The following is an 18,675-nucleotide window of genomic DNA, read 5'->3' as shown; positions in this document are numbered from 1 at the left end:
CGCAAGATGTCGCGCATTGACGAAACCAAGGAGTTCATCCCCGTCAGAATTGCCGTTCTGACCGTTTCGGACACCCGATCGTTGGACGAAGATCGCTCGGGGCAGACATTGGTGGACCGGATCGAAAAAGCGGGCCATGTTGTTGCGGATCGCCAGATCATCCGGGATGAGCGCGACCAGATCGCCGATCAGTTGCGGGCATGGGTGGCTAATGAACAGATCGATGTCGTGATCTCGACCGGTGGAACGGGTCTGACGGGGCGGGACGTGACCGTCGAGGCGCATCGGGACGTGTACGAAAAAGAGATCGACGCATTCGCTACTGTCTTCACCATCATTTCGATGGAGAAAATCGGCACTTCGGCGGTGCAGTCCCGTGCAACCGGGGGGGTTGCGGGGGGAACATACCTTTTTGCATTGCCCGGCAGCCCGGGGGCCTGCAAGGATGCGTGGGATGAGATTTTGGAAAAACAGTTCGATTACCGGCATCGCCCCTGCAATTTTGTGGAAATAATGCCCAGATTGGACGAACATCTGCGACGGAAGTAGACTGGTCGTACGTTCAATTCCGTATAACCGCTTTGTGGCTTGGCATAATTCGTGATCCGGCTACATGTTGTGGACGGCAGCTTGGTGCAACCGGGGTAACTGTTTGATGCGATTTCTACGGCAGAGTCTTGTCGGTATCTTTCTGGCGTTCCTGACGCTTGCTCTGCTGTTTATTGCCGCGCAGATCATCATGGGTGCCGTTCAGGACGTCCTGACGCGTGAGGACCAGACGCCCGCCGCCCGCGAACGGGTCTTTGCGGTTGCCGTACGTCAGGCCGAAGCGGAAACCGTAATCCCATATCTCGAAGCATTCGGAGAGGTCCAGAGCCGGCGCAGGCTGGAATTGCGCGCGGCACTGGGTGGCCGCGTTGTCGCGCTGGCAGAGGATTTCGTGGATGGCGGAACGGTGACTGCCGGGGAAGTTCTGGTTGAACTGGATCCGGCGGATGCCCAATCCGCGCTGGATCGGGCCAAGTCCGATCTATTGGACGCACAATTCGAAGAACGTGATGCCGAACGGTCTTTGCTGCTGGCGCAGGACGAATTGAAATCGGCCGAGGCGCAAGCCGAACTGCGGGAACGGGCGCTGCAACGGCAACGCGATCTGGAGGCCCGAGGGGTAGGCGCCGCCGCCAGCGTGGAAGAGGCGGAACTGGCGGCTGCTTCGGCACAACAGGCCGTGCTGGCGCGCCGTATCGCGCTTGCACAGGCTGAATCCCGCGTCGATCAGGCAACGACGTTGTTGGCGCGGGCGGTGATCGCCTTGGAGGCAGCCGAACGCGATCTTGACGATATGACCATTCGGGCCGGATTCAGCGGTACGCTGACCGATGTGACGCTTGTGGAAGGGCGGTTGGTGTCGGCGAATGAAAAACTGGCTGAACTGGTTGATCCAAACGCTCTTGAAGTGGCGTTCCGGGTGTCGACGGCACAATATGTACGTCTGTTGGACGAGAATGACAGGCTGATCAACGCACCGGTCACGGTTTCGCTTGAGGTGACGGGCACCGATCTAACCGCGACTGGTCATATCAGCCGCGACAGCGGCTCTGCGGGCGAGGGTCAGACCGGACGACTGATCTATGCGCGTCTGCAAGAGGCATCCGGTTTCAAGCCCGAAGATTTCGTCACCGTCTCGGTTCAGGAACAACCGCTTGCCAATGTGTTCCGCTTGCCGTCTTCGGCATTGGACGCATCGGGAACGGTTCTGGTGCTGGGTGCGGATGACCGCCTGGAAAGCTTGCCGGTGCAGCTTGTCCGCAGACAGGGTGACGAGGTTTTGCTGCGGGGCGACGGGTTGGAAGGGCGCGAGGTTGTGATCGGGCGCACGCCGTTGCTTGGATCTGGCGTGCGGGTGCGGCCCTTGCGGCTTGAGGCCGGGGCAGACCCGGGTATGGTCGAACTGTCAGATGCGAAACGCGCTGAACTCGTGGCCCGGGTCGAGGCCAGCGAAACCATGCCTCAGGATGAGAAAACTCAGGTTCTCGGTCAGTTGCGGGAAGCGCGCGTCCCTTCATCTCTGGTGCGGCGCATTGAAACCAAGGCCGGGGGCTGAGCGTCATGATGCGCGAGATACCTGGCGCAGCGGGTGGCCTTCTCAGCTATTTCACACGGCACCGGACGGTGGCCAATTTGCTGCTGCTGGTGATGCTGGTTCTGGGTGCAGCGGCTATCCCGAACATGCGGGCGCAGTTCTTTCCGGATGTCATTCTGGAACGGGTTGATGTCACCGTCTCGTGGGAAGGTGCAGGCCCCGAGGACATGGATGCAGGTATCGTGCAGTTGTTGGAACCTGCGCTGCTGGCCGTTGAAGGGGTAACCAGCACCGAGGCCAGCTCACACCCAAGTTGGACCCGCGTCAGACTGGAGTTCGAGCCGAACTGGGACATGTCCCGCGCGGTCGAAGACGTCCGGACCGCGATAGACGGTGTGACGGATCTGCCCGAAGGTTCGGAAGAACCTGAAATTCGGCGCGGCGCTTGGCGGGATCGGGTGACGGATGTCGTTATCAGTGGCCCCACAGACACCAATCAACTGGCGAAGCTGACGGATGAGTTCATCAACCGCTTGTTCTCGGCAGGGGTTACGCGAACCGAAATCAGGGGCATTGCCGCGCCTCAGATCATTGTCGAAATCACCACGGCGCAATTGATCGCCAATGACATCACCATGGAAGAGATCGCGTCGGCGATTGCGGCCGAGGTCAGCACCGATCCCGCTGGTGAGGTTGAGGGCGCAGGTGCGCGTATCCGGGCCGGAACCGAAAAGAGGACCCCGGAGCAGATCGAAGACATCGCGCTGCGGACCTTTGCCAACGGGTCGAAGCTGAAGGTGGGTGATATTGCCAGGATTCGGGTCGAAGGTGTCACACGGCATCGCAGTTATTTCGTCGGCGACGATCCGGCCATGTCCATCCGGGTCGACCGGTCAAATCTGGGCGATGCGATAGACATCCAGCACACGGTCGAAGATGTTGCCCGTGAAATGCAGGCCAGCTTGCCCGAAGGTGTGAAGATTGAGCTGATCCGCACCCGCGCCCAGGCCATAACCGACCGATTGAACATCTTGGTCAACAACGGGTTGATGGGTCTTGGCCTTGTCGTCTGTCTGCTGTTCTTGTTCCTCAACGCACGCATCGCCTTCTGGGTTGCGGCGGGTATCCCGGTGGCGATGTCGGCCGCAATCGCATTGATGTATCTGGGCGGCTTGTCGCTGAACATGGTCTCGCTGTTCGGCCTGATCATCACGCTGGGCATCGTGGTTGATGACGCCATCGTGGTGGGGGAACACGCGGATTTCCGTGCCCGGCGTTTGGGTGAGCCGCCTGTTGTGGCTGCGGAACGTGCGGCGCGGCGGATGGCCATGCCGGTGCTGGCTGCGACTGTCACGACGGTAATCGCGTTTTTCGGTCTGACCTTGGTGGGCGGACGTTTCGGAGAATTGATCCGCGACATTCCCTTTACGGTGATCGCCGTTTTGATCGCTTCGCTGGTCGAATGCTTTTTGATCCTTCCCAATCACATGGCGCACGCCATCGCGCATTCGGCCAAGGAACACTGGTATGATCTGCCCAACCGGGTCGTCAACCGTGGTTTCCGTTGGGTTCGGGATCACCTGTTCCGTCCCCTGATCGCCTGGGTGATATGGGCGCGCTACGTCGTCGTGGCGCTGATGATCGCGGTATTGGCCAGCCAGGTTGCACTGTTCATTCGCGGCGACGTCAATTGGCGTTTCTTCAATGCACCAGAGCGAAGTTCCGTGACCGGCGGCTTTATCATGCGCGAAGGTTCGACGCGATCAGATACGCTGGAAATGATGCGCCTTCTGCAACAGGCGGTCAATGACCTGGGCCAGATCTACGAAGAGCGTCATGGGCGCAATCCGATCGACTATGTCCTGGCCGAGGTTGGCGGCAATGCAGGCCGACAGCTGGCTGCTGCGGATGGCAAGGATGGCAGTTTGTTGGGGGGTATCTCGATCGAGCTTATCGATGCCGATCTGCGCCCTTATTCAAGTTTCGAATTCGTCGGAGAGTTGCAGGAATTCGCGCCGCGCCATCCCAAGCTCGAAGTGATCAGCTTCCGGGGGTGGCGGTCCGGCCCGGGTGGCGACGCCATCGACGTGCAGTTTTTCGGCTCTGACGTGAGCGTTCTCAAGGCCGCGTCCGAAGACTTGCAGGCCGAGCTGTCGAAATTTCCCGAAGTCTCGGCGCTGGAAGACAACCTGGCTTATGACAAGGAAGAGTTCATCCTGGACCTGACTGCACAGGGAGAGGCGCTGGGTTTCCGGATTGAAACGCTTGGTCGCGCCCTGCGCAATCGCCTGAACGGTATCGAAGCGGCGACTTTCCCGGACGGGCCACGCAGTGCCGAGATCCGTGTGGAACTGCCTGAAGGCGAACTGACGGCTGATTTCCTCGAGCGTACGCTCATGCGGTCTCCTGATGGGGTTTACGTACCGCTGGCCGACATCGTTTCGGTCGAGCGTGAATCCGGTTTCTCGACGGTTCGGCGCGAAAACGGTCTGAGGGTTGTTTCGGTCTATGGCGACATTTCCGAGGATGACCCGGCACGCGCGGCTGAAATCGAACGGGCGATGCAGGAAGAAATCCTGCCGAATATCGCTGCCGAACGGCAAGTCGAGTGGCGCATGTCGGGCCTCAGCGAACAGGAAAATGAATTCCTTGCCGAAGCCCGCACCGGTTTGATCCTGTGCCTGACAGGTATCTACCTTGTTCTGGCCTGGGTGTTCGCCAGCTGGACACGGCCTGTGGTGGTCATGGCAATCATACCTTTTGGCCTCGTTGGTGCGATCTGGGGCCACTACATCTGGGATGTGCCGCTCAGCATGTTCACGGTGGTCGGGTTGCTGGGCATGACGGGGATCATCATCAACGACTCGATCGTTCTGGTGACGACGATAGATGCGTATCAAAGAGACCGTGGTCTGGTTCCGTCCATTGTCGAAGGTACCGCAGACAGGTTGCGTCCCGTGATGCTGACCACTTTGACCACGGTTCTTGGACTTGCACCGTTGCTTTACGAAGGCTCGCAACAAGCGCAATTCCTCAAGCCGACCGTGATCACGCTGGTTTACGGGCTTGGGTTCGGGATGTTGCTGGTTCTGATCCTGGTGCCTGCCCTGTTGGCGATCCTCAATGACGTGGCGCGTCCTATGACAGCCATGCGCCGTGCCGCGCGGGCACCCGACCGGGTGGTTCGCGGGGCGCTGGCGGCAACCGGGGCCGCATTGGCTGTTTGGTTCGGCCTGACGATGATTTGGCCCGCGGTTACAGGCGCACCGCTTGGCGTGCTGCAAGGCCTCTATGCGGGTGGAGATGGCATTGCGGTGCTGCGAATGGGGTTGGGTGCATTCCTGGCCGGGGCAATTCTGATCGTGGTCCTGAGCGTGATCCTGTCAGGTTTGCTTTATGGGCGGCTGACAAGATCGGCCGATGCCTGATCCGCGCGGATCGCGTGTTCCAAAAGGTCGATGACCCGCGCGCTCATCGGCAGGTCGCCCCGGCGTATCTGCTCGATAGCGAACCAGCGGGCATCCAGCGCGTCGTCACCAGCCTGTGGTTTGCCGGAGAGATAGCGGCAAGCAACGCCGACCAACAGGTAATGGGACAAAACCTGACCCGCCTTGTCGTGACGCAGCAGATCCAGATTTCTCAGGTAATGAGACGGTTCCGCAATCACCGAGGTTTCTTCCCGCAACTCGCGCTGCGCCGCCTGCAAAACGGTTTCACCCCACTCTACATGGCCGCCGGGGAACCCCCACAGCCCTTTGTCCGGCTGTTTGCTGCGCTGAACCAGAAGAACCTTGTCCTGATGCAGAACAACCGCCAACGCACCGATCTTGGGGGATTGGCTCATGCATTCAGCCCGCGCTACAGCCCAGAATATCCACCGCGTGGTCGGATCCCAGAACGGTGATCCGGATCTCGGATCGGTCCAGCGCAAAAGGTGCACCTGATGTGTGAATGATTTCCGCTTCGGCCACCAATGTATCCCCCTGCCTCTGAGATACGGGTTGCGAGGCCCATAGCAAAGGATTGCCGGGTTCGATCACGGCGACTTCTCGACCACCCGCGGACGGCATCGTCATCCGTGCCTCGATCCGCATCCCATCTTTCGTGGGCGTCAGATTGCAGGTGGTCTTGGTGACACGGGCTTCGCGCGCGGAATAGGGCCTTTGCGCCATCGCTGCGGCAATCGCCGGGTTGCGATCGGCTTCGGCGTCCAGCGTATGGTCGAAATCCAGGCGTTCCGGGATGCAAACGTCTTTGCAGACCCCCAGATCCATCCTGCCTTTCAGACGGACCGGTTTTGCCGGGTTGCGCGGAGTGACCTTGATGGGCAGGACCAGCTGATTTTCATAGCCAATCGATTGCAGGCCATTCTGGTCAAAGACTTCGGGCGAGGGCCAGATGATTTCCACCTGGCCGACATTGCTGGATCGCTTCCAGTCGAACTCGGGAGGGATGCCGGAATCTCCTGGCGCGCGCCAGTAGGTTTTCCAGCCATCCTTGAGCGTCAGTTTCAACGCGGACATATAGGTGCCGTTGGTCGTCCGTCCACCATCCAGAACATCCAGCCGAACCACGTTGTCCAAGTCTTGCGCGGCAACTGGAACGGACAGGCTCAGACACGCGAGCGCGGCGACGGCGGTGGGTTTGATCGGCATCTTCATACCCTATAAATGCGCGTCGATGGCGCGGATTCCAAGTCACGATCCGGTCACCGCGCTGAAATCTGTCGAAATACGGGTTGGTCTCTTGCAAACCGGGGTGCGGCAGGGCCATTGTTGACGTGAACTGACAAAGAGATGACGGCCCATGGACCTGACCGGAAAACTGTTGATTGCGATGCCCGGAATGGGCGATCCGCGATTCGACCATTCGGTGGTGTATATGTGCAGCCATGGCGACGATGGCGCCATGGGATTGATCGTGAACAAGCCTTCGGATCTGCGAATCAAGACGTTGCTTGGGCAGCTGAACATCGCCTGCCGTATCCCGGTGATCGGAGAGCGCCTTGTGCATTTCGGTGGCCCGGTCGAGATGTCGCGCGGATTTGTCCTGCACAGCGCCGATTACGAGGCCAATCTGCATTCAATGCATATTTCCGCGGATTTCAGCATGACGGCGACACTGGATGTGCTTGAAGATCTGGCCTCTGGCAGCGGACCACTGAATTCGATGCTGACGCTGGGCTATTCCGGCTGGGGCCCGGGTCAGCTTGAGGACGAAATCGCGATGAACGGCTGGCTGACCACCGAAGCGACGACGAAACTTGTCTTCGACGTGCCTGATGACGAAAAATGGGAAGCTGCCTTGGCGACGCTCGGGGTGGATCCTCTGACGTTGTCCGCCAGCGCAGGCCGGGCCTGATCAGCTGTCGCGTGGCGCAGCGGCGCGGCGCAGCCGGTCGTTGATTGCAGCCCCCAATCCGGTGTTAGGGATCGGAGATACGGCAATGGGTCGGCCCGTCTCGTTCAGCCTGTGAAGGGCTGCAAAGAGGTTCGCGGCCGCCTCGGTCAGACGTCTTTGGACAGACAGGTTCAGGTCGCAATCCACCGCTCCAAAGCCCAGCAGAACCTCATCCCCGTGACGCGCAGTGGCGTTCAGGCGGACCGGGGCGTCGGGCGCATAATGCGACTGCAACTGCCCCGGAGCGGTCAGCAGATCGCCGGATTGGTGCAGGTGCAGGTGCAGGTTCAGCACGCTTTCGATCCGGTCCAACGCAACGCCGCCCGGGCGCAGCAATGTGGGCTCTCCGGCCAGACCGACAATGGTGGATTCCAGCCCCACCGCACAGGGACCGTCGTCCAGAACAGCCGCGATCCTTCCGCCAAGACCGGACCACACATGAGCCGCCGTCGTGGGGCTGATCTGACCCGAGGGATTAGCCGAAGGGGCCGCGACCGGTCCGTCAAAGTCGGCCAGCAGCGCACGCGCCGTCGGATGCGCAGGTACCCGCACGGCCAGAGTGTCCAGCCCGGCGGTCACCAGCGAAGAAACCCCGTGCCCTTCGCGCAACGGCAAAACCAGGGTCAGAGGACCGGGCCAGAAGGCCTGTGCCAGCTGCTCGGCCAGATCCGACCATTGCACAAAGCGCTGGGCCGCTTCGACCGAGGCGACATGGGCGATCAGCGGGTTGAAGCTGGGCCGTCCCTTGGCCTCGTAAATCGATGCGACGGCCTGTCCGTTGCGGGCGTCGCCGCCAAGGCCATAGACCGTTTCGGTCGGAAAAGCGACCAGAAGACCCTGGCGCAAAAAATCGGCAGCCTGCGCGATGCCGCCGGGATCTGCCGTCAATTCCTGTGTGCCGGATGAGATCATATCTGATGACGCCGCGTTTTGGTTGCCTGGAACTTGAGGTAAGGTACGTAATCGGTTCAGGCCCACACGCTTACCGGCGCTTGCATTTGATTCCAAGCCCGCCGATGTATTCTGATCCGTTAGACCCCGAGAGAAATCATGCCATATCGCGCCCCAATCTCAGATTATCAATTTCTGCTGCAACATGTCGTCGGGTTCGACCAGGTCGCCGCCACCGAGACTTTTGCAGATGCCAGCGCCGATGTCGTCACGGCCATCCTGACCGAAGCCGCCAAGATGAGCGAAGAGGTTCTGGCCCCGTTGCAGCGTGCCGGTGATCTGGAACCGGCGCGGCTTGAGAATGGCGTGCTCCGCAGCTCTCCGGGTTATGCCGATGGCTGGAAGGCGATTGCCGAAGGCGGGTGGATCGGGATCAGCGCTGATCCCCAATTTGGCGGAATGGGCCTGCCGATGGCTGTCACCACTGCCGTGAACGAGATGATGAGCGCCGCTTGCCTGTCGCTGCAACTTGCTCCGCTGATGGCGCAGGGCCAGATCGAGGCGTTGGAACACCACGCCAGCGACGAATTGAAGTCACTGTATCTGCCCAAAATGATTTCGGGTGAATGGTCTGCTACCATGAACCTGACCGAAGCTCAGGCCGGATCGGATGTGGGCGCGCTGACCTCGAAGGCTGAGCCAAATGGTGATGGCACATACTCGGTGACCGGGCAGAAGATCTTCATCTCCTGGGGCGACAACGACTTTGCTGAAAATGTCTGCCATCTGGTTCTGGCCCGTCTGCCGGACGGTGTGCCAGGCACCAAGGGCATTTCCTTGTTTCTGGTGCCGAAATACATCCCCGATGCGGATGGCAATCCCGGCGTGGCCAACGACCTGAAGGTTGTTTCCGTCGAACACAAGATGGGGCTGCATGGATCACCCACCTGCGTGATGCAATATGACGGCGCCAAAGGATGGCTTGTGGGTAGGGAACATGGTGGTATGGCGGCCATGTTCACCATGATGAACAACGCCCGCCTGGGCGTGGGTGGCCAGGGTGTGGGCGTTGCGGAAGGCGCCTATCAGCATGCTTTGGCCTATGCGCTGGAACGCAAGCAGGGCAGGACGCCTTCTGGTAAGATCATCGATCATGCGGATGTGCGTCGCATGATCATGGATATGCGCGCCGATATCTTTGCCGCTCGGGCTATTCTTCTGGCCAACGCGACCGCGATTGACATGGCGAAAGCCACCGGCGACGCCGATTGGGCCGCGCGGGCCGCGTTGTTGACGCCAATCGGCAAGAACTTTGGGGCCCGGACCGGGATACGCGTGGCCGAAACCGGCGTACAGGTGCATGGCGGAATGGGCTTTGTCGAAGAAACAGGCGCGGCGCAATATTCCCGCGATGTTCGCGTGACCGCGATTTACGAGGGAACCGACGGCATTCAGGCCATGGACCTTGTTGCGCGCAAAATGATGGACGGGGGCGAGGCGGCTTCGAACCTTCTGGACGAGATCGAAGAACAGGCCGAACACGCGCGTACGACGATGCCCGATCTGGCCGGTCCAGTGTGGGAGGCAACAGAAACCCTGCGCGAGGCAACCGAATGGTTGGTGGCGCAAGACGACATGAACGACCGATTTGCAGGCGCAACGGCCTATCTTCAGGCGTTTGCCCGGGTTCTTGGCGGGCATTATCACCTGTCCGCGGCTCTGGCTGATCCGGAAGGACCACGGGCCAAATTGGCGCGCTACTACATCAACGCCTTGTTGCCCGAGCATTCCGGGCTTCTGGCGCGGGTGCAAAGCGGCGCGGATGACCTCTTTTCGCTCAGCCCCGATGAGTTGGCGGCGTGATGGACGGGGATCGCGTATCGGGGATCAGATATCCGTGGGCGGAACCGCCCGCGCCGGGTGAAGCCGTCGAGGTTGCCGAGGGTGTACTGTGGATGCGCCTGCCTCTTCCGATGGCGTTGGATCACGTCAATATCTACGCGCTGGACGATGGCGAAGGTTGGACGGTGATTGACACCGGGCTGTCGTCGAACAAAACGCGGCGTATCTGGGAAACCCTGATGGGCGGGCCTTTGAAAGGCAAACCGATCACCCGTGTGGTGGTGACGCATCATCATCCTGACCATGTCGGCAATGCCGGGTGGTTTCAGTCGGAACACGGGGCCGAGCTGGCCACAAGCCGCACCTCATGGCTGTTCGCGCGGATGCTGACGCTGGATGTGCAAGAGACATGGCCGCAGGAAACGCTTGATTTCTATCGCAGCGCCGGCATGGCGCCCGAGGTTCTGAATGCGCGGATGAAGGATCGTCCGTTCAACTTTGCCGACACGGTTTACCCCATGCCGCTGGGCTTTGCCCGGATCAAGCAGGGCGACGTGATCCGAATGGGTGGGCGCGACTGGGATGTGCATATGGGCAATGGCCACGCGCCGGAACACGCCACTTTCTGGAGCCGTGACGACAATCTGGTGTTGAGCGGCGATCAGATTCTCGGCTCGATCAGTCCCAATCTGGGCGTCTATGCCACGGAACCGATGGCCGATCCGGTTTCAGCGTGGCTGGAAGCCTGCGAGCGGTTGCAGACGCTTGCCCGGCCCGATCATCTGGTTCTGGGCGGGCACAAGCTGCCGTTTTCGGGCCTGCCGCTGAGGATGAAACAGCTGATCGACAACCATCACGGCGCGTTGGACCGCCTGTTGAAGCATCTGGATCAACCCAGAGCGGCCGCGGATTGTTTTCTGCCACTGTTCAAACGCACGATCCGCGAAGGCGAATATGGGCTTGCGCTGGTTGAGGCGGTTGCGCATGTGAATCATCTCTACCACATTGGTGCGGTAACCCGGACGCAACGCGCTGACGGGGCATGGCTGTATCAGCGCAAAGGGTAGAAGAATGCAGGACCAGATCGAAACCTCGGCCGAGGCCGCCGAAGCCGCCGCTTTGCCGCGGTGTCACGAGGTGCACGCGGATCCCAATGCCGAATCCGGAGCCAAGGACCTGCCCGAGGGGTTGAAGAAGCCTGTTGCCAACAAAAGCCCGGCGCAATGGGCTTACGAGCGTCTGATCATGTATATCCAGAACTTTGAAAAGACTCTGGACGGCGATCACGAAGTCGCCATGGGCTTTACCGGCGGCGATGCCGGCGTCATGCGGATCGAAGGGATGGGGTATTTCGACCCCGACATGATCACTTTTTACGGATCTGACGGAACCGGGGCCCGCACGCAATTGGTGCAGCATGTCAGCCAGTTGAACGTGATGCTGCGCGCCCTGCCCAAATCGGTCGAGGACAAACCCGCCAACCGCATCGGTTTCCGTCTGGCGGCGGATCTGGAAGACAGCTGACTTGCAATTCACGCTTGCGCGCCTTTGAATGACTGCATCAGTCCGGAGGCGCCCACGTGACAAGATTTTTTCAAGCAGTAACACATGCCTATGCAGGTGCCTGGGAACGGCGCCGGGTCTTTGTGCCAATCTATATCGCTGTGCGCTTGCTGCTGGTGGCGCTGATCGCGCCGGGTGTGGCTGTGGCTGTCAATCTTGCGGTCTCTCTGTCAAATCAGACCGCTCTGACCGATCAGGACATTGCGATGTTCCTGCTGTCTCCGGCAGGGTTCATCGCGGGTGTTGCGGTGCTCAGTCTGTTCTTGCTGGCCGAGGTGCTTGTGTTCGCGGTCATGGCCGGGTCCTTGCGTATGGGAGAAAATGACCCCTGGCGCGCAGGCAGCGCGGCACTGGCACTGAACCTGTCCCGCTTTCCGGCGCTGTTCGGATTTGCCGTTCGGTTCATCCTGCGCGTTCTGCTGCTCGCCTTGCCGTTTGTGGCCATCGCGGGGTTGATCGCATGGTGGACGCTGACGGAATATGACATCAATTATTACCTGACATTCCACCCTCCGGCCTTTCAGGTGGCCGTGGTTCTGATCGGACTTGTCGTTCTTGCGTTGGCATGGGTGTTGATCCGCCGACTGTCGGGATGGGCGCTGGCGTTGCATCTGGTCCTGTTCGAGGGGGCCTCACCACGCGGAGCATTCGCGAAAAGCGAACAAAAGATGGAAGGCAAGCGCGGGCGTTTGAAGATCGAGCTTGCCCTTTGGCTGGGACTGCGGCTTGTGATTGCGGCTTTGATTGCGGCGGTGGCCAGTCTGTTGTTTGCGGTTGTGCCCTTGCAGGAAGGCGGCAGCCTCAGACTGGCATTGATCCTCAGCCTGATCATTGCGGGGCTTTGGTCCCTGGCGGGCTTGGTTCTGGCGGCCACGGCGCTGGGCGCATTGGCGGTCTTGCTGGACGGTTTCTTTGAAGCTGAGACCAAGGACGTTCCCTATCCCGAACCCCGAAGGATCCGCGTGCCGGTTCTTGTCACTGTCGCGGCGGCCTTGGCCGCGTTGGGCGTTGGCTTCTGGCTTGGGCAAAGCTTGCTGGAACGCGTGCAGGCGCCGGATCAAGCCGAGGTCATCGGCCATCGGGGCGCTGCGGCTTTGCGACCTGAAAACACAATGGCCTCGGTCCTGAAAGCGATAGAAGATGGTGCGGACTGGGTTGAGATAGACGTTCAGGAAACGGCGGACGATGTGGTTGTCGTGGCCCATGACAGCGATTTCATGAAATTGGCCGGCGTCAACCTGAAGGTCTGGGATGCGACTATGCAGGATGTGGCTGATATCGACATCGGAAGCTGGTTCGGACCGGAATACGCCGCAGAGCGGACCCCGACCCTGCGAGAGGTACTGGAAGCGGCCAAAGGTAAGTCGAAGGTTCTTATCGAGCTGAAATATTATGGTCACGACGTCGATCTGGAAAATCGGGTGATCGGCCTTGTCGAAGAACTTGGGATGCAGAACGACGTTGCCACCATGTCGCTGAAATACCCGGCCGTGCAAAAGATGGAAAAGTTGCGGCCCGATTGGCGCTCTGGTGTGCTGGCGGCCACGGCCATTGGGGATCTGTCGGGGTTGGAAGGTGAATTTGTCGCCGTCAATGCAGGCATGGTTACACCCGGGCTGATCCGCAAAGTGCAGGACGCTGGTAAGGATATCTATGTCTGGACGGTGAATGATCCGTTGCAGATGTCCAGGATGGCCTCGATGGGTGTGGATGGTTTGATTACCGACCGCCCGGCCATGGCCAATGAGGTTTTACGCGTCCGCGCTGAAATGGGGCCGGGCGAGCGGCTGTTGCTGTGGCTGGCAACCACCTTTGGATTGCAGGTCGATACAGAGGCGATGCGCGATGAAAGTCCTTAACATGGCGCTGTTTCTGTCTCTGCTGGCACTGTCGGCATGGGCACAGGATCTGATGCGCGGATTTGAAATGCCAGGCCACCGCGCCCTGATCGAGCAAAGCAAGGACGCCGAACTGACGTCGTTTGAAACCGATGGCTGTTCAGGCGGGTTGTCAGCCAGTTGGCGCTGGGTGGCAAAGCAATTCCCACAGGTTGGCGCGCTATATCAAGAACACCCGCCGTGGGAGTACTGCTGCGTCATCCACGACCGGGCATATCACAATGCTGGCGGTGCAGAGACAGCTAACGAAAGCTATGAGGCACGTCTGGCAGCGGATGACGCCTTGCACGCCTGTGTGGTGCAGCACGGAGACAACCATGCCGAGGACTATGCCGACCAGTACGACATGTCGCCTGAACAGATTCGCAGCGTGCACGCGATCACTGCGGATGCAATGTACGGGGCGGTGCGATTCGGTGGCGGGCCGTGCAGCGGCCTGCCCTGGCGGTGGGGGTTCGGGTATCCCGGTTGTTCGGTCCTCAAGTAACAGCGTCCTGCGCGCGAATGACGTGGTGACAGGCGTTCTGTTTTCCATTATCCAACAGATCAAACACGCGAATTGGGAATCTGAGACTCATGGCTGAACACAAGCACGGCGAAATGGACATCACGGTCCAAACCAAGACATTCAACGGTTTCATCAAGGCCACCACGTGGTGTGTGGTCGCCATTGCCTTCCTGTGCCTGTTCCTGGCGGTTTTCGCCTCCTAATCGTTTCGGGGGCTGACTTGTTCAGGATATTGATTGCCTGCTTGCTGGCAGCGACAGTGGCGGGCTGCGCCAATTCGAACCGTCCACAGGCGGATCGGAACGAGATCGTGTCCCGGTCCTACCGTGATCCGGGGCCAGCGACCCTGACGCTGTACACAATGATCAATACACGCACCGGATCGGGCGCGCATACGTCGCTGATGATCTCGGGCAGCGAGCGGGTGATCTTTGACCCTGCCGGTTCGTTCCGGGCGGATGTGGTTCCGGTGAAGGATGATGTGCTTTACGGCATTACCCCGGCGGTCGAACGAGCTTATCGCAGCTCGCACGCGCGCGAGACGCATTATGCCCGCATACAGACCATTCAGGTGAGCCCGCAACAGGCTGAAATCGCCTTGCAACTGGCAAAGCAATCCGGTCCGGTCGCTGGCGCATTCTGTACCAACTCGACTTCTCAACTGTTGAAGCAGGTGCCGGGGTTCGAGCAGATTGATGTGACGTTCTATCCGGTAAACCTGTCGGAACAGTTTGCGCAGATTCCGGGCGTCGTTACCGAAGAATATCGGGAAAATGACGATGCGGATCTGCAAAAAGGTTTGGCGGCAAACAATGCGCGTCTCAACCAGCTCGACGCTGTCTCAACTCAGTAGATAAAGCAGACCATAGAGCGTGGCGGCCCCGGAAAAGATGGCCGCTATCACGTTTTTGCTGATCACTCCGACCGCCAGGGCAACTGCTGCCGCCGACATACGTGGCAGATCAGGCTGCCCTTCGGTGGCAGAGGGCCAAACCACCAGCGGTGCGATCAACGCAGGAAGGATGGCCACCGCTGTATATCGCAGGTGACGCAGCAGCCAAGGCGGCATCGAGCGATCACCCACAAAACCGATAAAGACAAAGCGCAGCGCATAGCTGCCGATGGCAAGCCCGATGATAATGGTCCAGATGGTGACGGAATCGGGCTGTGTCATTGTCGCGTCTTTCTGCGTTCGAGGATCAGTTCCGCCTGTGCTCCGGCAACCATTCCAGCGCATCCGGCGATCAACAGACCCAGATTGAACGGGATTACGACGGTCAACAACGATACCGTGATGGCCACAAGGGCCGCGACCACATGTGCAAAGGTCCGCATCATCGGCCCTATCATGGCCAGAAAGGTGATAGGCAGGGCAAAATCCAGCGCCCAGCTTTCCGGTATTTGCGCACCCAGCACTGCGCCTAGATAAGTGCTCAGAATCCAAAGCGGTGTGATCGGCGTGACAGAGCCCACGAAATAGGCCATGCGTAGTGGCACTGACAGGTCGGGCTCTTTCTCGAACCGCACGATCGAGCAGGCATAAGATTGATCCACGGTCAGATATGCCGCAAAGGCACGCTGCCACATGGGCGCGGAACCCAGGTAAGGTGTCAGTGATGCGGAATACATCGCCATGCGCAGATTCACGGCCAGCGCCGAGATTATGATGATCACGGTCGGGGTGTTGTCCTGCAACAATTGCAACGCCGCGAATTGCGCGGCACCTGCAAAAACGGTCGATGTAAAGGCCATCGTCTGGACAAGGGTCAACCCGGCCTCCGTCGCAAAAACACCAAACAGAAGGCCAAAGGGCACGGCGACGAAGATAAACGGCGTCCCGTCCCGAAAACCTTTCCAGAAGTATGACTTGGATGTGGCAGAGGCCATGGCTAAATCCTATGGTGATTCATGCAGCAGTAACTGTCTTGGGAAGGGGTTGCAATTGGCCACGGAATTCGATCTGTCGGACTATCTTATCGCCCCTGATCCGGGTGCGATGCGCCTGACCCGAGCGGTCGAGGGTGTGGACCAGAACGGTGAAATCAGCCAGATATCTGTGGTCGAGGAACGCCCGCTGACGATCTTCCTCAATTCGCAGGAAATCGTGACGGCGATGACGATTGGCGATTATCCCGAATATCTTGCGCTGGGCTTTCTGCGCAATCAGGGGATGCTGCTGTCGGATGATGAAATCACGCGCGTGGAATATGACGACGACCTTGAAACCGTGATCGTCCGAACCGCGCGCGAAACATCTTATGAAGACAAACTGAAGAAAAAGACCCGCACCAGCGGGTGTGCCGTGGGTACTGTATTTGGCGACATGATGGAGGGGCTGGAAGACGTACAACTGCCGCAGGTTCAGGTGCGCACCTCCTGGCTGTATGATCTGGCCTCGAAGATCAACCGCACTCCGTCGCTGTACCTCGAGGCCGGAGCGATTCACGGCACGGTCCTGTGCCGTGAAAACTGCCCGCTGGTCTATATGGAGGACGTGGGCCGCCACAACGCCGTCGACAAGATCGCAGGCTGGATGCTGTCAGAAGATGAGTGTGCGGCGGACAAGATCCTCTATACCACTGGTCGCCTGACATCCGAGATGGTGATCAAAACGGCGATGATGGGGATTCCGGTACTGGCGTCCCGCTCGGGCTTCACCGCCTGGGGCGTCGAGATCGCGCGCGAGGTCGGGCTGACGCTGATCGGGCGGATGCGCGGCCAGCGCTTTGTCTGCCTGTCGGGTGAGGATCGCCTGCTGCGCGACGTGGACCCGTCAACCGTAGCGATCGAAGACAGGAAACACCGCCGGAAAAGTGCAGGATGATTTTGGAAACCCTTAGACTTTTTTTCCTGTTTGTTGTTGCAGTCAGTATCTTGCCGCTGAGCATTCTTGCTGCGCGAAACTACGCACGCAGCAAACGAGCAATCGTAGAGGGCATGGCACGGTTGGACGAAGAAATTTTGGATCGATTGGGGTGGGAGGCAAGAGAATATATCGGCACATTCGACCTGTTTGCCCCATTCCGGATGGGATGGGCAGCTTGGGGATTGGCGGTGCAAAAACAAAGCGCCGTGTTGCAACGTACCCTTCTTCAAGGTTTGCCAGCCTCAGTCGTTTTGCCAAACGAAATCAGACGATCACTTCGCAGGTATCGGTGCTTTTTCTGGTCGTTTTTCGCGCCTGTGGCGGTTTTGGTGCTCTTTTTCGCTTTCATTCGCTTGAGCCATGTTTTGGCCGACATTTTCGGACTTCCTGTGAGCCTGTGTTTCATTTTGCTTGGTGCGGGTAGTGGGGTTTGGATTTTTTCACCGCTGGAGAAATTCCAAAAATGGCCGGAGATCGAGGACCCATCATGACGAAACCGCTTGGCGTCATTCTTGCAGGCGGGCAGGCCACACGTATGGGTGGTGGCGACAAAGGTTTGCTGCAGATCGGGGGGCAGAGCCTGCTATCCCATGTGATTGACCGTTTGTCCCCACAGGTAAGTGGGTTGGCGTTGAACGCGAATGGCGACCCTGAGCGCTTCGCTGATCTGGGCCTGCCCGTCCTGCCTGACACGATCGAAGGGTTTGCCGGGCCTCTGGCCGGTGTGCTGGCCGGGCTCGACTGGGCGGCAGAGCAGGGGGCGGACTGCATCGTCACAGCTGCCGCGGATACGCCATTTTTCCCGCGCGATCTGGTGGCGCGACTGACGCAGGCTGCGGAAGGGCAGGTACACGCGTTGGTCTTGGCCACCACGCCGCGTTCGGGCGACGAGGCGCTGAAATCCGGTGGCGGCAAGCGAGTCAACCGACACCCGACATTCGGGCTTTGGCCCGTGGCCCTGCGCGATGATCTGCGGGCGGCGCTGATGGACGGGTTGCGCAAGGTGGTGCTGTGGACCGACAAACATGAAGGACGCGAGGCTATGTTCAGCGCCGACCCGTTTGATCCGTTCTTCAACGTCAACACGCCCGAAGATCTGGATCGTGCCCGAACATTGCTGGAGCAGGCATGAGGGTCTTCGGCGTCACGGGCTGGAAGAATGCCGGCAAAACCGGGCTGATGGAACGGCTGGTGGCCGAGATCACAGGCCGGGGCTTTACGGTCTCTACGGTCAAGCACGCGCATCACAGTGTCGATGTGGATCAGCCGGGCACCGACAGTCACCGGCACCGCGTTGCGGGGGCCAGCGAGGTGCTGCTTGCCTCGGGGCAACGCATTGCTTTGATGCAGGAATTGCGGGGCGCGCCTGAACCGCCGCTGGCCGAGCTGTTGGCGCGGCTCTCGCCGGTCGATCTGGTGTTGGTCGAAGGGTTCAAGCGCGAGGACCACCCCAAGATCGAAGCGTATCGCGTTGAGGCTGGCCATGCGCTGATGGCACCTGAAAATGGCACCATCCGCGCGGTGGCCAGCGACACTCCGCTGGATTTGGACCGCCCGGTCTATGATCTGGATGATACCGCCGGGATTGCTGACTTCATCCTGAAAGAGGTCGGTTTGTGAGTCT

The 18,675-nt window shown here is 59.7% G+C and carries 20 protein-coding genes; 15 read left to right on the top strand and 5 right to left on the bottom strand.

What is annotated here, in order from left to right; translation table 11 throughout:
* The first annotated feature begins 6 nt into the window (after positions 1-6).
* From moaB to GOW04_RS15495, 3 genes are all read left to right on the top strand, one after another.
* Entirely contained in the window at positions 7-549 is a 543-nt protein-coding gene (gene moaB, locus GOW04_RS15505; protein WP_171233149.1) for a molybdenum cofactor biosynthesis protein B, read from the top strand.
* A 106-nt stretch (positions 550-655) separates the two neighbouring features.
* On the top strand, positions 656-2,104 hold the full coding sequence (locus tag GOW04_RS15500; RefSeq protein ID WP_171233148.1) for an efflux RND transporter periplasmic adaptor subunit: 1,449 nt from the start codon (positions 656-658) through the stop codon (positions 2,102-2,104).
* A gap of 5 nt (positions 2,105-2,109) precedes the next feature.
* On the top strand, positions 2,110-5,511 hold the full coding sequence (locus GOW04_RS15495) for an efflux RND transporter permease subunit (protein ID WP_171233147.1): 3,402 nt from the start codon (positions 2,110-2,112) through the stop codon (positions 5,509-5,511).
* On the opposite strand, the gene GOW04_RS15490 is transcribed toward GOW04_RS15495, so the two are convergent.
* Positions 5,478-5,927: an NUDIX hydrolase gene (locus tag GOW04_RS15490; protein ID WP_171233146.1), complete on the bottom strand. Its 450-nt coding sequence runs from the start codon at positions 5,925-5,927 to the stop codon at positions 5,478-5,480. The two genes, GOW04_RS15495 and GOW04_RS15490, sit on opposite strands and share 34 nt — an antisense overlap.
* Before the next feature lie 4 nt (positions 5,928-5,931).
* Complete coding sequence (locus tag GOW04_RS15485) at positions 5,932-6,744, bottom strand: protein-disulfide reductase DsbD domain-containing protein (RefSeq protein WP_371809354.1); 813 nt, start codon at positions 6,742-6,744, stop codon at positions 5,932-5,934.
* Between the two features lie 145 nt (positions 6,745-6,889).
* Here GOW04_RS15485 and GOW04_RS15480 point away from each other — a divergent pair, with 145 nt between their 5' ends.
* Positions 6,890-7,444, top strand: coding sequence for a YqgE/AlgH family protein (locus GOW04_RS15480; RefSeq protein ID WP_152456781.1), 555 nt, complete (start codon positions 6,890-6,892; stop codon positions 7,442-7,444).
* Here the strand turns inward: GOW04_RS15480 and GOW04_RS15475 are convergent, their stop codons facing one another.
* Positions 7,445-8,395 (bottom strand): L-threonylcarbamoyladenylate synthase, encoded by a 951-nt coding sequence (locus GOW04_RS15475; RefSeq protein ID WP_171233144.1) that lies wholly within the window; start codon positions 8,393-8,395, stop codon positions 7,445-7,447.
* Between the two features lie 138 nt (positions 8,396-8,533).
* Here GOW04_RS15475 and GOW04_RS15470 point away from each other — a divergent pair, with 138 nt between their 5' ends.
* The 7 genes from GOW04_RS15470 (at position 8,534) to GOW04_RS15440 (ending at position 15,038) form a co-directional block, all read left to right on the top strand.
* Complete coding sequence (locus GOW04_RS15470) at positions 8,534-10,237, top strand: acyl-CoA dehydrogenase (RefSeq protein ID WP_171233143.1); 1,704 nt, start codon at positions 8,534-8,536, stop codon at positions 10,235-10,237.
* On the top strand, positions 10,237-11,283 hold the full coding sequence (locus tag GOW04_RS15465; RefSeq protein ID WP_171233204.1) for an MBL fold metallo-hydrolase: 1,047 nt from the start codon (positions 10,237-10,239) through the stop codon (positions 11,281-11,283). The genes GOW04_RS15470 and GOW04_RS15465 overlap by 1 nt, the downstream gene beginning before the upstream one ends.
* Positions 11,284-11,287: 4 nt before the next feature.
* Positions 11,288-11,740, top strand: a complete 453-nt coding sequence (locus tag GOW04_RS15460; RefSeq protein ID WP_170346311.1) for a DUF6173 family protein — start codon at positions 11,288-11,290, stop codon at positions 11,738-11,740.
* 56 nt (positions 11,741-11,796) lie between these two features.
* Positions 11,797-13,638, top strand: a complete 1,842-nt coding sequence (locus tag GOW04_RS15455; protein ID WP_171233142.1) for a glycerophosphodiester phosphodiesterase — start codon at positions 11,797-11,799, stop codon at positions 13,636-13,638.
* A complete protein-coding gene (locus GOW04_RS15450) occupies positions 13,625-14,164 on the top strand; it encodes a hypothetical protein (RefSeq protein ID WP_171171214.1) in 540 nt (179 codons plus the stop codon). The genes GOW04_RS15455 and GOW04_RS15450 overlap by 14 nt, the downstream gene beginning before the upstream one ends.
* 89 nt (positions 14,165-14,253) lie before the next feature.
* Positions 14,254-14,388: an aa3-type cytochrome c oxidase subunit IV gene (locus GOW04_RS15445; RefSeq protein WP_050604020.1), complete on the top strand. Its 135-nt coding sequence runs from the start codon at positions 14,254-14,256 to the stop codon at positions 14,386-14,388.
* A gap of 17 nt (positions 14,389-14,405) precedes the next feature.
* Entirely contained in the window at positions 14,406-15,038 is a 633-nt protein-coding gene (locus tag GOW04_RS15440; protein WP_171171212.1) for a hypothetical protein, read from the top strand.
* Here GOW04_RS15440 and GOW04_RS15435 read toward each other — a convergent pair.
* Complete coding sequence (locus tag GOW04_RS15435; RefSeq protein ID WP_171233141.1) at positions 15,027-15,359, bottom strand: AzlD domain-containing protein; 333 nt, start codon at positions 15,357-15,359, stop codon at positions 15,027-15,029. The genes GOW04_RS15440 and GOW04_RS15435 overlap by 12 nt on opposite strands.
* A complete protein-coding gene (locus tag GOW04_RS15430) occupies positions 15,356-16,072 on the bottom strand; it encodes an AzlC family ABC transporter permease (RefSeq protein WP_171233140.1) in 717 nt (238 codons plus the stop codon). Before GOW04_RS15430 ends, GOW04_RS15435 begins: the two co-directional genes overlap by 4 nt.
* A 49-nt stretch (positions 16,073-16,121) precedes the next feature.
* On the opposite strand from GOW04_RS15430, the gene GOW04_RS15425 reads away from it, so the two are divergent.
* The 4 genes from GOW04_RS15425 to mobB are packed head-to-tail and all read left to right on the top strand — an operon-like array spanning position 16,122 to position 18,671.
* Positions 16,122-17,009, top strand: coding sequence for a formate dehydrogenase accessory sulfurtransferase FdhD (locus GOW04_RS15425; protein WP_171233203.1), 888 nt, complete (start codon positions 16,122-16,124; stop codon positions 17,007-17,009).
* Positions 17,006-17,542 carry a hypothetical protein gene (locus tag GOW04_RS15420; RefSeq protein WP_171233139.1) on the top strand — a complete coding sequence of 179 codons (537 nt, stop codon included), beginning with the start codon at positions 17,006-17,008 and terminating at the stop codon, positions 17,540-17,542. The genes GOW04_RS15425 and GOW04_RS15420 overlap by 4 nt, the downstream gene beginning before the upstream one ends.
* Positions 17,539-18,183: a molybdenum cofactor guanylyltransferase MobA gene (mobA, locus tag GOW04_RS15415; RefSeq protein ID WP_171233138.1), complete on the top strand. Its 645-nt coding sequence runs from the start codon at positions 17,539-17,541 to the stop codon at positions 18,181-18,183. The genes GOW04_RS15420 and mobA overlap by 4 nt, the downstream gene beginning before the upstream one ends.
* On the top strand, positions 18,180-18,671 hold the full coding sequence (gene mobB / locus GOW04_RS15410) for a molybdopterin-guanine dinucleotide biosynthesis protein B (RefSeq protein ID WP_171233137.1): 492 nt from the start codon (positions 18,180-18,182) through the stop codon (positions 18,669-18,671). Before mobA ends, mobB begins: the two co-directional genes overlap by 4 nt.
* The last annotated feature ends 4 nt before the right edge of the window (positions 18,672-18,675 follow it).

Source organism: Ruegeria sp. HKCCA4812, from assembly GCF_013034245.1.
Lineage (GTDB): Bacteria > Pseudomonadota > Alphaproteobacteria > Rhodobacterales > Rhodobacteraceae > Ruegeria.
Note: the sequence above shows the minus strand (reverse complement) of the source record. Positions and strands in the feature narration are given on the sequence as shown.

Excerpts from the sequence above, each read along its gene's own strand:
- moaB (WP_171233149.1), top strand. The coding sequence starts at position 7 with ATGTCGCGCATTGACGAAACCAAGGAGTTCATCCCCGTCAGAATTGCC.
- GOW04_RS15500 (WP_171233148.1), top strand. The coding sequence starts at position 656 with ATGCGATTTCTACGGCAGAGTCTTGTCGGTATCTTTCTGGCGTTCCTG.
- GOW04_RS15495 (WP_171233147.1), top strand. The coding sequence starts at position 2,110 with ATGATGCGCGAGATACCTGGCGCAGCGGGTGGCCTTCTCAGCTATTTC.
- GOW04_RS15490 (WP_171233146.1), bottom strand. The coding sequence starts at position 5,927 with ATGAGCCAATCCCCCAAGATCGGTGCGTTGGCGGTTGTTCTGCATCAG.
- GOW04_RS15485 (WP_371809354.1), bottom strand. The coding sequence starts at position 6,744 with ATGAAGATGCCGATCAAACCCACCGCCGTCGCCGCGCTCGCGTGTCTG.
- GOW04_RS15480 (WP_152456781.1), top strand. The coding sequence starts at position 6,890 with ATGGACCTGACCGGAAAACTGTTGATTGCGATGCCCGGAATGGGCGAT.
- GOW04_RS15475 (WP_171233144.1), bottom strand. The coding sequence starts at position 8,395 with ATGATCTCATCCGGCACACAGGAATTGACGGCAGATCCCGGCGGCATC.
- GOW04_RS15470 (WP_171233143.1), top strand. The coding sequence starts at position 8,534 with ATGCCATATCGCGCCCCAATCTCAGATTATCAATTTCTGCTGCAACAT.
- GOW04_RS15465 (WP_171233204.1), top strand. The coding sequence starts at position 10,237 with ATGGACGGGGATCGCGTATCGGGGATCAGATATCCGTGGGCGGAACCG.
- GOW04_RS15460 (WP_170346311.1), top strand. The coding sequence starts at position 11,288 with ATGCAGGACCAGATCGAAACCTCGGCCGAGGCCGCCGAAGCCGCCGCT.
- GOW04_RS15450 (WP_171171214.1), top strand. The coding sequence starts at position 13,625 with ATGAAAGTCCTTAACATGGCGCTGTTTCTGTCTCTGCTGGCACTGTCG.
- GOW04_RS15445 (WP_050604020.1), top strand. The coding sequence starts at position 14,254 with ATGGCTGAACACAAGCACGGCGAAATGGACATCACGGTCCAAACCAAG.
- GOW04_RS15435 (WP_171233141.1), bottom strand. The coding sequence starts at position 15,359 with ATGACACAGCCCGATTCCGTCACCATCTGGACCATTATCATCGGGCTT.
- GOW04_RS15430 (WP_171233140.1), bottom strand. The coding sequence starts at position 16,072 with ATGGCCTCTGCCACATCCAAGTCATACTTCTGGAAAGGTTTTCGGGAC.
- GOW04_RS15420 (WP_171233139.1), top strand. The coding sequence starts at position 17,006 with ATGATTTTGGAAACCCTTAGACTTTTTTTCCTGTTTGTTGTTGCAGTC.
- mobA (WP_171233138.1), top strand. The coding sequence starts at position 17,539 with ATGACGAAACCGCTTGGCGTCATTCTTGCAGGCGGGCAGGCCACACGT.
- mobB (WP_171233137.1), top strand. The coding sequence starts at position 18,180 with ATGAGGGTCTTCGGCGTCACGGGCTGGAAGAATGCCGGCAAAACCGGG.